This is a genomic window from Avibacterium sp. 21-586 (assembly GCF_026226775.1).
Taxonomy (GTDB): domain Bacteria; phylum Pseudomonadota; class Gammaproteobacteria; order Enterobacterales; family Pasteurellaceae; genus Avibacterium.
In genome coordinates, this window is the sequence record NZ_JAKKOD010000001.1 from 1470323 (window position 1) to 1485000 (window position 14678).

At 40.6% G+C, this 14678-nt stretch carries 11 protein-coding genes (1 of these 11 cut by a window edge); 8 read left to right on the forward strand and 3 right to left on the reverse strand.

What is annotated here, in order from left to right; translation table 11 throughout:
- Positions 1-40: 40 nt before the first annotated feature.
- The 3 genes from secM (at position 41) to mutT (ending at position 3617) form a co-directional block, all read left to right on the forward strand.
- Positions 41-352 carry a secA translation cis-regulator SecM gene (secM, locus tag L5B71_RS06795; protein WP_265757615.1) on the forward strand — a complete coding sequence of 104 codons (312 nt, stop codon included), beginning with the start codon at positions 41-43 and terminating at the stop codon, positions 350-352.
- 85 nt (positions 353-437) lie between these two features.
- Positions 438-3149, forward strand: coding sequence for a preprotein translocase subunit SecA (gene secA / locus L5B71_RS06800; protein ID WP_265757616.1), 2712 nt, complete (start codon positions 438-440; stop codon positions 3147-3149).
- Between the two features lie 66 nt (positions 3150-3215).
- Entirely contained in the window at positions 3216-3617 is a 402-nt protein-coding gene (gene mutT / locus L5B71_RS06805) for an 8-oxo-dGTP diphosphatase MutT (protein WP_265757617.1), read from the forward strand.
- Between the two features lie 254 nt (positions 3618-3871).
- Here the strand turns inward: mutT and mltF are convergent, their stop codons facing one another.
- From mltF to gapA, 3 genes are all read right to left on the reverse strand, one after another.
- Positions 3872-5272 carry a membrane-bound lytic murein transglycosylase MltF gene (gene mltF / locus L5B71_RS06810; protein ID WP_326938249.1) on the reverse strand — a complete coding sequence of 467 codons (1401 nt, stop codon included), beginning with the start codon at positions 5270-5272 and terminating at the stop codon, positions 3872-3874.
- Between the two features lie 98 nt (positions 5273-5370).
- Positions 5371-7176 (reverse strand): AMP-dependent synthetase/ligase, encoded by a 1806-nt coding sequence (locus L5B71_RS06815; protein ID WP_265757619.1) that lies wholly within the window; start codon positions 7174-7176, stop codon positions 5371-5373.
- Between the two features lie 278 nt (positions 7177-7454).
- The gene (gapA, locus tag L5B71_RS06820; RefSeq protein ID WP_265757620.1) at positions 7455-8459 is read right to left on the reverse strand and encodes a glyceraldehyde-3-phosphate dehydrogenase; all 1005 of its coding nucleotides are present in this window, start codon (positions 8457-8459) and stop codon (positions 7455-7457) included.
- A gap of 281 nt (positions 8460-8740) precedes the next feature.
- On the opposite strand from gapA, the gene gmk reads away from it, so the two are divergent.
- The 5 genes from gmk to murI form a co-directional block, all read left to right on the forward strand.
- Positions 8741-9367, forward strand: coding sequence for a guanylate kinase (gene gmk, locus L5B71_RS06825; RefSeq protein WP_265757621.1), 627 nt, complete (start codon positions 8741-8743; stop codon positions 9365-9367).
- A 68-nt stretch (positions 9368-9435) separates the two neighbouring features.
- Complete coding sequence (gene rpoZ / locus L5B71_RS06830; protein ID WP_265757622.1) at positions 9436-9702, forward strand: DNA-directed RNA polymerase subunit omega; 267 nt, start codon at positions 9436-9438, stop codon at positions 9700-9702.
- Positions 9703-9777: 75 nt separating this feature from the next.
- Entirely contained in the window at positions 9778-11901 is a 2124-nt protein-coding gene (spoT, locus tag L5B71_RS06835) for a bifunctional GTP diphosphokinase/guanosine-3',5'-bis pyrophosphate 3'-pyrophosphohydrolase (protein ID WP_265757623.1), read from the forward strand.
- Complete coding sequence (recG, locus tag L5B71_RS06840) at positions 11901-13982, forward strand: ATP-dependent DNA helicase RecG (RefSeq protein WP_265757624.1); 2082 nt, start codon at positions 11901-11903, stop codon at positions 13980-13982. The genes spoT and recG overlap by 1 nt, the downstream gene beginning before the upstream one ends.
- Positions 13983-14031: 49 nt before the next feature.
- Positions 14032-14678, forward strand: the 5' portion of a protein-coding gene (gene murI / locus L5B71_RS06845; protein ID WP_265757625.1) for a glutamate racemase. It continues 142 nt past the right edge of the window; 647 of the gene's 789 nt are visible here — the first part of the coding sequence; its start codon is at positions 14032-14034; the stop codon falls past the right edge of the window.

The following is a 14678-nucleotide window of genomic DNA, read 5'->3' on the forward strand; positions in this document are numbered from 1 at the left end:
CTACAATAACAGCGATTTTTAATTAAAAATAAGTTACCGAATGATTTCATCTAAAAGCACACAGAATTTTTGGTCGCAATTACTACTCAGTATGATTGCGATCTTTGCCTTGCCTAATGCGCAAGGAATGGAAAATGCTGGGCTTGCTTGTGAAAATTATTCACGTGAACAACGCCAAATGCAACAGCTTGCTTGCCATCAGCTAGTTGCTCGTAAACAAATTATTCACCAGCAACAAAAACCAAGCAAAAAAAATTTTGTTGCACCAAAAATTCTAACCAAAAAAGCACCGCACTTTGTTTTTCCTGTATTCAGTGCGGCCACGCCGATCCGCGCCGGTCCTGCAGCTTAACCTTTCTTTCTAGTAAATAACTTTTAACTGATTTCAGTGATTGCTGAAGTTTAATTTAACCTATTGATATAAAAGAAATAAAATTATGTTTAGAACTATTTTTACAAAAATTTTTGGTAGCCGTAATGATCGTATTCTACGCCGTTTGAATAAACAAGTGATCAAAATTAACAAAATGGAGCCAGACTTTGAAGCCTTAAGCGATGAACAGTTGCAAGGTAAAACGGCAGAATTTCGTGAGCGCTTGAAAAATGGTGAAAGCCTGCAAAGCCTATTGCCAGAGGCCTTTGCCACTGTGCGTGAAGCAAGTAAACGTGTACTCGGTATGCGCCATTTTGATGTGCAGCTCATTGGGGGTATGGTGCTGAATAATCGTTGCATTGCTGAAATGCGCACAGGGGAAGGGAAAACCCTTACTGCAACCTTGCCTTGCTATCTTAATGCCTTAACCGGAAAAGGCGTTCACGTTGTCACGGTGAATGATTATCTTGCGCGCCGCGATGCGGAAACTAACCGCCCATTATTTGAATTCTTAGGAATGACCGTTGGGGTGAACGTGCCGGGCTTGCCTGCAGAAGAAAAACGCGCTGCCTATGCTGCCGATATTACCTATGCGACTAACAGCGAATTAGGCTTTGATTATTTGCGTGATAACTTAGCCCATTCAGCACAAGATCGTTTCCAAAAAGAACTTTATTATGCTTTGGTTGATGAAGTGGATTCTATTTTGATTGATGAGGCGCGTACCCCGTTGATTATTTCAGGGCCAGCGGAAGACAGTTCAGAACTTTATATTGCCATTGATAAATTGATTCCCAATCTGATCAAGCAAGATAAAGAAGACACTGAAGAATACCAAGGTGATGGTGACTACACTTTGGATCTGAAAAGCAAACAAGCGTATCTTACTGAGCGTGGGCAAGAGAAAATCGAGCAATGGTTAATTGATCAAGGCCTGATGCAAGAAACTGAATCTCTGTATTCCCCTGCCAAGGTTACTTTGTTACACCACGTTTATGCCGCATTGCGTGCGCATACATTGTTTGAACGAGATGTGGATTACATCGTAAAAGATGGCGAAATTATCATTGTTGATGAGCATACTGGGCGTACAATGGCAGGTCGCCGTTGGTCAGAAGGTTTACACCAAGCCATTGAAGCAAAAGAAGGTGTGACAATCCAAAATGAAAACCAAACTGTCGCTTCTATCACTTACCAAAACTATTTCCGCCTTTATGAAAAATTAGCCGGAATGACAGGGACAGCGGATACCGAAGCCTTTGAATTCCAACAAATTTATGGCTTGGAAACCATTGTGATCCCAACTAATCGTCCAATGATTCGTGATGATCGCACGGATTTAATGTTTGAAAATGAACAATACAAATTTGCAGCGATTATTGAAGAAATTAAGGATTGCATTGCGCGCAACCAACCTGTGTTGGTGGGAACGGCATCCATTGAAAAATCAGAATTGTTATCTGATGCCTTAACCAAATCAGGCATTAAGCATAGCGTATTAAACGCAAAATTCCACGCACAAGAAGCCGAAATTATTGCCAATGCAGGTTATCCAGGGGCCGTAACCATTGCCACCAATATGGCAGGACGGGGTACGGATATTGTGCTTGGCGGTAACTGGAAAGCCGAAGTGGCGAAATTGGATAACCCAACAGAAGCACAAATTGAAGAAATCAAAGCCAAATGGCAAGAGCGTCACGATATTGTAAAACAAGCGGGTGGTTTGCATATTATTGGTACGGAACGCCACGAATCACGCCGTATTGATAACCAGCTGCGCGGACGTTCAGGCCGCCAAGGTGACCCAGGTTCATCACGTTTCTACTTATCTTTAGATGATGCATTAATGCGTATTTACTTAAACGAAGGTAAGCTTAATATGATGCGCAAAGCCTTCAGCACACCAGGTGAAGCAATGGAATCGAAATTGCTCACTAAAGTGATTGCTTCTGCGCAAGCAAAAGTTGAAGCACATAACTTTGATGGACGTAAACATTTATTAGAATTTGATGATGTTGCTAATGATCAACGCCGTGCTATTTATGAACAGCGCAATGAACTATTAGATAATGAGAACATTGCCGAAACCATTAAAGTGATCCGCAAAGATGTTTTCAACAGCGTGATCGATCAATATATTCCACCAAATTCATTGGAAGAAATGTGGGATGTGCCAGCTCTTGAGCAACGTTTAAGACAGGATTTTGCTCTTGATTTACCGATTGAACATTGGTTAGAAGAAAACAATGCTTTGCATGAAGAAACTTTGCGTGAGCGTATTATTGATGCCGCAGAAAAAGAATATGAACGCAAAGAAGAGTTGGTTGGTGCGGAATCAATGCGCCATTTTGAAAAAGGCATTATGCTACAAACCCTTGATGAGCTTTGGAAAGAACATCTTGCTTCGATGGATCATTTACGCCGTGGTATTCACTTGCGTGGTTATGCGCAAAAAGATCCAAAACAAGAATATAAACGTGAGTCTTTCCAAATGTTTACGGATATGCTGGATGCGTTAAAATTAAGTGTGATTACTACCTTAAGTCGAGTCCAAATTCGTACTCAAGAAGAAATTGAGCAAGCGGAGAAATTGCAGCAAGAAATGGCAGCTCGTGCACAAGTGCAATATAATACCGTTGATGATGAGCAGCCACAAGCTGAACAAGTAGCATTGCCACCATCAGATCATAAGATTGGGCGTAATGAGCCTTGCCCTTGTGGTTCAGGTAAAAAATACAAACATTGCCACGGTAATCGTGCGGCGAAATATAGTTAATCTATAAATGGAAAGTGCGGTAAAAATTTCTGATTTTTTTACCGCATTTTTGATTAAGGAGAAAAAATGGCAAAACCCATTATCCAAGTAGCAGCAGGGATTATTCGTAATGAATTTGGGCAAATTTATCTCACTCAGCGTCTTGAAGGACAAGATTTTGCCCAAGCTTTAGAATTTCCTGGTGGAAAAGTCGATAAAGGCGAAACGCCCGAACAAGCCCTTGCCAGAGAGTTGGAAGAAGAAATTGGCATTCACATTCTTAACGCCAGTTTATTTGAGCGTTTTATGTTTGAATATCCCAGTAAGATAATTCACTTCCATTTTTACCTTGTAGAACAATGGGTTGGTGAACCTTTTGGGCGAGAAGGGCAAGAGGGAATGTGGATTGCACAATCTGAGCTCGATTCCAGCCAATTCCCACCCGCTAACAGTAAGCTAATTCAGCGACTATTGGCTGAAAATCAATAATTTGCCATCGATAGAAAAGCATTATATCTTTCATATAATGCTTTTTGTCTTACTTATTGGCAACAGATATCTTGTATCACGAATTGTAATGCATGGCGATCCCATAAGCGTGTTTTGCGTTGTTTCATTCTTTTTAAGCGTAATGCTCGACCTTGAGCCAAGCGAAAAAGTTTAGTATTACTCTTTTTTAGGAACGTTTTTCGTCTTCTTGTCATTGTTATCTCACTTCTTATTAATGGGCATTTTTTCAAAATTTACTGTATAATATTATTCTGTTGTTTTTGATTTTGCTGAACTCGGTGATAGCTTATAATACTATTCATATAGCGACGAATATTTTCAACGTATTGATAAGCCTCATAACCACGGGCATAGCCATATTTCAAATTACTATAATGACGTTTTTCTGCTAATAATGGCAAATTCTTTTTTACATCAAGCCAATTATCAGGATCCCCCCCTAATTTTTTGGTTAAACGTCTTGCATCAATCAAATGTCCTAAACCCATATTATAAGCAGCAAGCGCAAACCAAATTTTATCTTCTTGATGAATGGTATCAGGCATTTGTTCTAGCAATAAATGTAAATATTCTGAACCGCCTTTGATGCTTTGCTCAGGGTCAAGTCGATTATTGATTTTCACTCTATCAGCCGTAGCTTTGGTGAGCATCATCATTCCTCGAACGCCAGTTGGTGAGGTTGCCTCGGGATTCCAATGAGACTCTTGATAAGCTATCGCAGCTAATAAGCGCCAATCTAGGCTACCTTTATATTTATCGAATAAATGTTGATATTTAGGTAACGTGTTTTCAATCGCATTGAGATAAGATCGCATATCCACATAATCAAATTCAGCAAGATGATTGAAATATTTTTCCTCTATACGTGCAATTAATCCTGTTTCAAGAGCGTTATTCATAAAATCAAGCAGAGCAGCTTGTAATTCATTGTAATTAGTATTGTCTAGATACCAATGGATGGTTGATTCATCTGTCATATCAAACGCGACGGCTATTTCTGGCTTGATTTGCTGTGCCATTGCAAGATCAATAGAGTTAGCGATAGTGTAATCAATTTTCCCTTTGGCAATTTGTAGTAATAATTCTTCTTGGCTTTCATCGACTATTTTCCATTTTAAGTCCGGAAATTCTTTTTGAAAGCCTTGAAGTAGTTTCGATAGATCATTACCCTTGGAAATCACCAGTTTACCATTTAGTTCTTTTAATGATGTTGGTCGCACTTCTCTTTTACGATAAGCTAATTGCAAAGAGGCTGAGTTATAGGCTGGACCTATTTGATAATTCTCTAATTTTTCTCGTTGATAAAATAAATTTGCTGCAGCAATATCAATTTTTTTTGCTGAAAGTGCGGTAAATAATGCTTGATTATTTTCCATTGGAAGAATTTCGATTTTTACATTGAGATAATCAGCGAATGCTTTAGCTAATTCATATTCAAACCCTGATGGCCCTTCTGGACCAATAAAATAAGAAGTTGGCGTATTCAATGTGCCAACTACTAATTTACCGCGAGATTGAATTGTCGAATAACGATTGTCTTCCGTACCTAAGAGCTGTTGCCATGGAAGAACCATATCAATGGCCCATAGTAGTAACGCAAAGATACTGATTAGACGTAAAAATAAACCTTTCAATGATGTCCAGCCCTCTAAAAATCATAAGGCATTTTACCATTTATGAAAAAATGTGCTAGAAATAACCGCACTTTTCCCTGTTGGTTATAGTTGATGCTTTATTTTTTGGATTGATACATTTTTTCAATTTGAGCCTTATAACGCTCTAAGATAACTTTACGGCGTAGTTTTAAGGTTGGTGTAATTTCGTTCATTGTCGTAGTAAATGCTTGTGGCAATAAGGTAAATTTTTTCACTTTTTCAAAGCTTGCCAGTTCTTTTTGCAATTCATTCAAACGTTTTTCAAAGAGTTGAATAATTTCTGAATGTTTGATCAACTCCATGCGATCTTGATATTTGATATTAAGCTTTTTCGCATATTCTTCTAAAGAGGCAAAACAAGGCACAATCAAGGCTGAAACATATTTTTTGGCATCAGCAATCACGGCAATTTGTTCAATGAATTTATCTTTGCCGATTTTGCCTTCAATGTGTTGTGGCGCAATATATTTGCCATTTGAGGTTTTCATCAGCTCTTTGATGCGATCTGTGATGTAAAGATGCCCTTGTTCATCTAATTTACCTGCATCACCGGTTTTTAAGAAGCCGTCATCGGTAAAGGCGGCGGCCGTTTCTTCTGGCTTTTTGTAATAACCACGCATCACCATTCCACCACGCACTAGAATTTCATCATTTTCGCCAATTTTAACCTCTGTCCCAGGCATTAGCTTGCCGATAGAATTTGGCTCGAAATGATCATCGTCCCAACAAGAAACCGTAGCGGTGGTTTCCGTCATACCGTATCCCAGCTTAATGTTAATGCCAATACTGTGGAAGAATAGTCCAATGGTTGGTTCTAATTTTGCTCCACCGCACGGCATCATACGAATACGCCCACCAAGCAGGTTGCGTAATTTACTCAGTACCAATTTATCCGCTAAGAAAAATTGCTGTTTAAGCAAAAATGGAATCGGTTGATTTTGGCTTTTGCGATCAAAATAACGATGCCCCACCTTGATTGCCCAGTTAAATAGTGCACGACGGAGTTTTGGCGCTTGCTGCACTTTATCATGGATCGCAGTGTAAATTTTTTCGTAAAAACGTGGCACTGCACACATTAATGTTGGGCGGATTTCACTTAATGCAGAGCGCACTTGCTCAGTGTTCTCAATATAACAATTCACTGCACCACGATGTAGCACGTAGGCCACCCACGCACGCTCAAAAATATGAGAGAACGGTAGGAAAGAAAGAGAAACGTCCCGTTCTGTAATTGGCTTTAACGCGTGATCATGGGCTTTAAGTTGATGCGCAAGATTAGCATAATCTAACATCACACCTTTTGGTTCACCTGTGGTGCCAGAAGTATAAATTAGGGTAAATAAATCACTTAGTTGCTTTTCATCAAGGCGCTGTTGCAATTCTGTTGGATCTGCTTGTGAACCTGTTGCGATAAAGCTCGCCCAACTGCAAGCCAGTGGATGATCGTGCAGTTTAATGCTATCTTTCATCGCCACAATATGTTGTAACTGTGGGCAGCTTGCAACGATTTGCAACGCCTGATCGTACTGTTCTTGATCACCAACAAATAGAATTTTAATGTCAGCATCATTAATGATAAATGCCGCTTGTTGTGCGGTGTTCGTGGCGTAAATAGGCACGGTAATGGCACGAATGTGTAAGGAGGCAATATCAGCCACCGTCCAGCGTGGCATATTGTGTGCAAAGATACCAATTTTATCTTGTACATCAATATGATGGACAAGCAAAGCAAGAGCAAGCTCATTTACTTGTTGTTGAAAGGCAGCCCAAGAAATATCGTGCCATTGTTGATTTTCAAAATAACGAAGTGCGGTGTTATTTTTTAATGTTTTTGCCTGCTGTTGAAAGCGGTTAACAAAATGAAAATCAAGGGTATTTGTCATTATTCTTTTCCTATTTACCAAATTATTGCTTTTAGCGTACGGGTGTAGGCTAAATATAATGCTTAATTGAGTAAAAAGCGAGAAAAATTCGCTGAAAAACACTGATAATCAGTGTTTTTGTGAGCAATATAACAGTTTCAGCGAGCGAACAGCTGTTCATTTTTATATAGAAGAGACAACATTTTCTTCGCGAAAAATCAGCAGGGAAGTGGGCGAGAAAAATTTTGCGAAAAAAAACCGCACTTTAAAAGTGCGGCTTAATTTTAAAGGGTTTTTAATTAGCCTTTGTAGTTGTGAATATGTGCTACTAAGTCTAATACTTTGTTTGAATAACCAGTTTCATTATCGTACCAAGATACTAATTTAACGAAAGTATCAGTTAATGCGATACCAGCTTCTGCATCAAATACAGATGTAAATGCGCAGCCGTTGAAGTCTGTTGATACTACTGCATCTTCAGTGTAGCCTAAAACGCCTTTTAATTCGTTTTCAGAAGCACGTTTGATTTCTGCACAGATTTCAGCGTAAGTTGCTGGTTTTTCAAGGTTTACAGTTAAATCAACGACAGACACGTTTGGTGTAGGAACACGGAACGCCATACCCGTTAATTTACCATTTAATTCAGGAATTACTTTACCTACTGCTTTCGCTGCACCTGTTGAAGATGGAATGATGTTTTGAGCAGCACCACGACCACCACGCCAGTCTTTCGCAGAAGGACCATCAACTGTTTTTTGAGTTGCAGTTGTTGCGTGAACAGTTGTCATTAAACCGTCTTTGATACCCCATTTGTCGTTAATTACTTTCGCTAATGGTGCTAAACAGTTTGTTGTACAAGATGCGTTTGAAACGATGTCTTGACCAGCATAAGTATCAAAGTTTACGCCGTTTACGAACATTGGCGTTGCATCTTTAGAAGGACCAGTTAACACAACTTTTTTCGCGCCTGCTTCAATGTGTTTGCGAGCAGTTTCATCTGTTAAGAAGATACCTGTTGCTTCAACGGCGATATCAACACCGATTTCGTTCCATTTAAGGTTTGCAGGATCACGCTCAGACGTTACACGGATTGTTTTACCGTTTACCACTAAATGACCGTCTTTCACTTCAACAGTGCCATCGAAACGACCGTGAGTTGAATCATATTTCAACATATAAGCCATATATTCAACGTCAATTAAGTCGTTGATACCTACAACTTCGATGTCATCGCGTTGTTGTGCTGCACGGAATACGATACGACCGATACGGCCGAAACCATTGATACCAATTTTAATAGCCATAAGTTTTTCACCTATAATTTAAGTTAAACAAAAGGGTTACGGTGCATAGAAAGCATTCTATTTTCCGTTCGTGGTGGATTATAGCACGCTTTTTAGGTAGGGTGAAACTAACTCGCAAGAAAACCGCAAAACATTTGTGATCTACATCAAAACTTTGCGGAACAGCCAGTTAGCTTGTTTTTATTTTGTAAATTTTAAGTAAAAAAACACCGCACTTCTAATGATTTTTTTCTGATTTATCGGCATAATGAATGAAATTTGATGAAAATTAAGGATAAATGATGAGCCAAGGTAACCTTTATATTATTTCTGCCCCAAGCGGCGCGGGGAAATCGTCTTTAATCGCCGCCTTATTGGCGAAAGACAATGGGCGTGAAAGGATGGTTTCTGTTTCCCATACCACGCGTGCGCCGCGCCCCGGAGAAGTGAACGGTGTGCATTATCATTTTGTCAGTAAAGACGAATTTGAACGTCTAATCGAACAAGATGTGTTCTTGGAATATGCCCAAGTGTTTGGCGGCAATTATTATGGTACCTCCTTGCCGACCATTGAAAAAAGTTTGGCGCAGGGCATTGATGTTTTTTTAGATATTGATTGGCAAGGGGCGCAACAAATTCGTGCTAAATTGCCGCAGGTTAAAAGTATTTTTATTTTACCCCCTTCGGTTGAAGAATTGGAACGCCGTTTAATTGGACGCGGGCAGGATAGTGCAGAAGTCATTGCTGATCGTATGGCAAAAGCCACCAGTGAAATGTCCCATTATGATGAATATGATTATGTGATTATTAATGATAATTTCGAGCAAGCAGTGGCGGATTTGCAACATATTTTGCGTGCAGAATGTTTAACTAAACGCTATCAACAAGCGCAAAATATTGCTTTAATTCATCAATTACTGGCAAAATAATTGACATTTTAGTATCATTAGATCCCTTTTATTTATTGAATAATTTTTAACTGACTTGGAGTAAATTTATGGCTCGTGTAACAGTGCAAGATGCGGTAGAGCAAATTGGTAACCGTTTTGATTTAATTTTAACCGCAGCACGTCGTGCAAGAGAATTACAATTACATGTTCGTGAACCTTTAGTTCCAGAAGATAATGATAAGCCAACGGTAATTGCTTTGCGTGAAATTGAAAAAGGCTTGATTAACAACGAAATTATGAATGCGCACGAGCGCCAAGATGCTTTAGAGCAAGAAGCAACAGAGCATCACGCAGTATCTTTACTATCTTCATAAACGATAAAAGTGCGGTTGTTTTTTGTTCCATTTTTATCATTGGCAATAAAATTTGAATAAAAAGTTAGGTGTCCTTTGTACTTATTTGAACGTTTAGAGCATATTATCCGAGGCTATTTACCGCCTGAACAAATTGAATTAGTAAGACGTGCATACGTTATCGCAAGAGATGCACACGAAGGACAATCTCGCTCCAGTGGCGAGCCGTACATTACTCACCCTGTCGCAGTCGCAGCAATTATTGCAGAAATGCGTTTAGATCACGAAGCCGTGATGGGCGCATTATTGCATGATGTAATTGAAGACACCCCTTACACCGAAGAACAACTCAAAGAAGAATTTGGCGCGAGTGTTGCTGAAATTGTTGAAGGCGTTTCTAAACTAGATAAGCTCAAATTCCGTACCCGCCAAGAAGCACAAGTGGAAAATTTCCGCAAAATGATTTTGGCGATGACCAAAGACATTCGCGTTGTTCTGATTAAACTGGCTGACCGCACCCACAATATGCGTACTCTTGGTGCCTTACGCCCTGACAAACGGCGTAGAATTGCAAAAGAAACCTTGGAAATTTACGCCCCACTAGCCCATCGGCTAGGGATCGAACATATCAAAAATGAACTGGAAGATCTTGGCTTTGAGGCTATGCACCCACAGCGTTATGCGGTTCTACGAAAAGTTATTCAAATAGCACGCGGAAATCGTAAAGATATGATCGAACGAATTTCTGATGAAATTAGCACACGCTTAAGAAATTTGGGGATTGAAGCGCGTATATTTGGGCGGGAAAAACATCTTTATGCGATTTACCAAAAAATGCGCTTAAAAGATCAGCAATTTGATTCGATTATGGATATCTATGCTTTCAGGGCGGTAGTAGAGGATGTTGACACCTGTTACCGCGTATTGGGTCAAGTACATAGCCTATACAAGCCACGACCAGGTCGAGTCAAAGACTATATTGCTGTGCCGAAAGCAAATGGCTATCAATCCCTGCATACCTCGATGATTGGTCCACACGGTGTACCCGTGGAAGTGCAAATCCGCACGGAAGAAATGGATCAAATGGCAGAAATGGGAGTGGCAGCGCATTGGGCGTATAAGCAAGGTGGTAAGAATGATACCACCACCGCACAAATTCGTGCACAACGTTGGCTGCAAAGTTTAATTGAATTACAGCAAAGTGCGGGTAATTCTTTTGAGTTTATTGAAAGTGTCAAATCAGAATTTTTCCCGAAAGAAATTTATGTGTTCACCCCGAAAGGGCGTATTGTTGAATTGCCAGTGGGCGCAACACCGGTGGATTTTGCTTATGCCGTACATTCAGGCATCGGCAATGCCTGTATTGCAGCCAATGTGGATCGCAAACCTTATCCGCTTTCACAACCATTGCAATCAGGGCAAACCATTGAAATTATCACTGCACCGACAGCCCAACCTGATGGGGGCTGGCTAAATTTTGTGGTAACCGCAAAAGCCCGTTCTAATATTCGCCACGCACTGAAAAATCTGCGTTCAGATACGGCGATCGTTCTTGGCAAACGCCAGCTTACCAATGCATTATTACCACATAAGTTAGAGCAAATTCCTGCTCAGCGTATCGAACAGTTATTAGGCGATTTGAAACTGAATCGTTTTGAAGATTTATTGGCAGAAATTGGTTTAGGTAATCAAATGAGTGCTGTGATCGCTTATCGTTTATTAGGCGAAAGTATTGAAATTGATACAGACGGCGATCTCAGCAACAATAAAAATATTTTTGCCATTAACGGCAATGAAAGTCTGCTTACCACTTTTGCGCAATGTTGTCACCCAATCCCAGGTGATCCAATAGTGGCGTATGCAAGCCCAGGTAAAGGCTTAGTGGTGCATCACGAAGCTTGTGCAAATCTGCGTAATCGAAAAGAAAACCCTGAACATTTCACCCCAGTTACTTGGGAGAAAAGCGATAATAAAGTGGAATTTGAAACTGAATTACGCATTGAAATGATCAATCAACACGGGGTGCTACCGAATTTAACCTCTAATATTTCTGCAATGGATAGCAATATTCACAGCATTTGGACGGAAGAGCAAGACGGTCGTTTATATCAAATCGTGGTGTTATTGACGGCAAAAGATACCCATCATTTAAGTCAAATTATGCGAAAAATCAAAACAATACCGGGTTTTGTCAGCATTGAACGTAATATAAATCGCTAATGGCTACGGAAATTCTTGGTGCAGTTCCGCTTACCACGCTTTCTGGTGTCGGGGCGGCGATCTCGGCAAAATTGAGCCGAATTGGCATTAATAATCTGCAAGACCTGCTTTTTCATCTGCCTAGCCGTTATGAAGATCGCACAAGAATTACGCCTATTATCGATCTTCGCCCTGAACAATATGCCACGATTAGCGCAACGGTTCAGCTTTGCGATGTGCAGTTTGGACGCCGTCCTATTTTAACCGTGGTGGTATCGGACGGCACATCAAAATTAACCTTACGTTTTTTCAATTTTAACGCCGCAATGCGTAATAGTTTCCAAGTGGGCGCACGAGTAAAAGCCTTTGGCGAAGTGAAGCGCGGTCGTTTTATGGCGGAAATTCATCACCCTGAATATCAAATTATTCGTGATGATGCCCCTTTGGTAATGGCCGAAACTCTGACGCCAATTTATCCCACCACAGAAGGCTTAAAGCAAAATTCTTTACGCAAATTAACGGATCAAGCGCTGGCTTTGCTTGATAAAATCCAGCTGCCAGAAATTCTACCTGATGAATTCAATCCTTATCCTTACAGCTTAAAAGAGGCGATCCGATTTTTGCACCGCCCACCGCCTGATGTTTCTTTAGAAATGTTGGAAAAAGGGCTGCACCCTGCGCAAGTGCGGTTAATTTTTGAAGAATTATTAGCACATAATTTAGCGATGCAAAAAGTGCGGTCAAATATTCAACAATTTTTTGCCTTGCCATTGCAGTATCAAACCGATCTAAAACAGCAATTTTTACAGCGTTTGCCATTTAGTCCGACTAATGCGCAAAGCCGTGTTGTGCAGGATATTGAGCAGGATTTACAAAAGTCTTACCCAATGATGCGATTAGTGCAGGGCGATGTGGGATCGGGAAAAACCTTGGTCGCGGCATTAGCTGCACTGGTGGCAATTGACAATCAAAAGCAAGTGGCACTTATGGCGCCGACAGAAATTCTGGCGGAACAGCATTTTGCCAATTTTCAAAATTGGTTTGAGCCTTTAGGCATCAAAGTCGGTTGGCTAGCAGGAAAAGTCAAAGGCAAGGCTCGCCAAGCCGTGCTAGAACAGATGAAAGCAGGCGAAGTGCAGATGATTGTGGGGACGCACGCCTTATTTCAACAGGACGTAGAATTTAATGCTCTCGCCTTAGTAATTATTGATGAACAGCACCGATTTGGCGTACATCAACGCTTAATGTTACGCGAAAAAGGCGAAAAATCAGGAAATTATCCACATCAGCTGATTATGACCGCAACCCCTATTCCGCGCACCTTAGCAATGACGGTTTACGCCGATTTGGATACCTCTATTATTGATGAATTACCGCCGGGGCGAACGCCGATCACCACCATTGCCATTTCAGAAGAGCGCCGTGCAGAAATTGTCGCGCGCGTGTATCAGGCTTGCGTAAATGAAAAACGGCAGGCGTATTGGGTTTGCACGCTCATTGATGAAAGTGAAGTGCTGGAAGCGCAAGCAGCGGAAGCTATTTGGGATGATTTAACCAAAGCTCTACCAAATTTACGGATTGGCTTAGTTCACGGGCGAATGAAACCGGCTGAAAAACAAGAGATTATGGCAAGTTTCAAAGCCGCCGAGCTAGATGTGTTGGTGGCAACAACGGTAATTGAAGTGGGCGTCGATGTCCCTAATGCCAGCTTGATGATTATTGAAAATGCTGAACGCCTTGGTTTATCTCAACTTCACCAGTTGCGTGGGCGAGTAGGACGTGGAAGTACGGCTTCTTTTTGTGTGCTAATGTACAAACCGCCGTTGGGCAAGGTGTCGAAAAAACGCTTACAAGTGCTGCGTGAAAGCCAAGACGGCTTTTATATTTCAGAAAAAGATCTGGAAATTCGTGGTCCAGGTGAAGTGTTAGGAACAAAACAAACAGGCGTGGCAGAATTTAAAGTAGCAAATTTAATGCGCGATCGCAAAATGATCCCAACAGTTCAGTATTATGCCAAACAATTAATTATGCAATATCCTGATGTCGCTGAAGCGTTAATAAAACGCTGGTTAAATCAGCGTGAAATATATAGCCAAGCCTAACAAGATAACGTAGCGCAAAGAAAAGTGCGGTGAAAAATGAGATATTTTTATGAATAGACCTACCATATTATTTTTTGATTCAGGCATGGGCGGCTTGAGTGTTTATAGTGAAGTGCGCGCCTTGTTGCCATATTGTCATTATCTTTATTGCTTTGATAATGCTTTTTTTCCTTATTCAGAAAAAAGCGAAGCCATGATTATTGAGCGTACTGTCAAAATATGCCAAACCATCAATGCCAGCTATCCGATTGATTTAATTGTGATTGCCTGTAATACCGCAAGTACCGTTGTGCTGCCCGCATTGCGCCAAACCTTTAATTTGCCTATAGTCGGCACGGTGCCTGCGATTAAACCTGCCGCAGAAATTTCTCAAACCAAACGTATAGGTTTATTAGCAACAAAAGGCACAGTGAAACGTCAATATATTGCTGATTTAATCAATAATTATGCTGCGCATTGCCAAGTGGAAAAGCTGGGTTCCACCGTTTTAGTGGAACAGGCAGAACAAAAATTAAATGGTTTTTCGTTAGATTTAGTGACTTTAGCGAATGAACTTGATGTATGGAAAAATATAGCCGATTTAGATACCGTGGTATTAGGTTGCACTCACTTTCCTTTAATTAAGCAAGAAATTCAGCAATACTTACCGCAAGTTAAATATTTTATTGATTCAGGCAAAGCAATTGCTACTCGAGT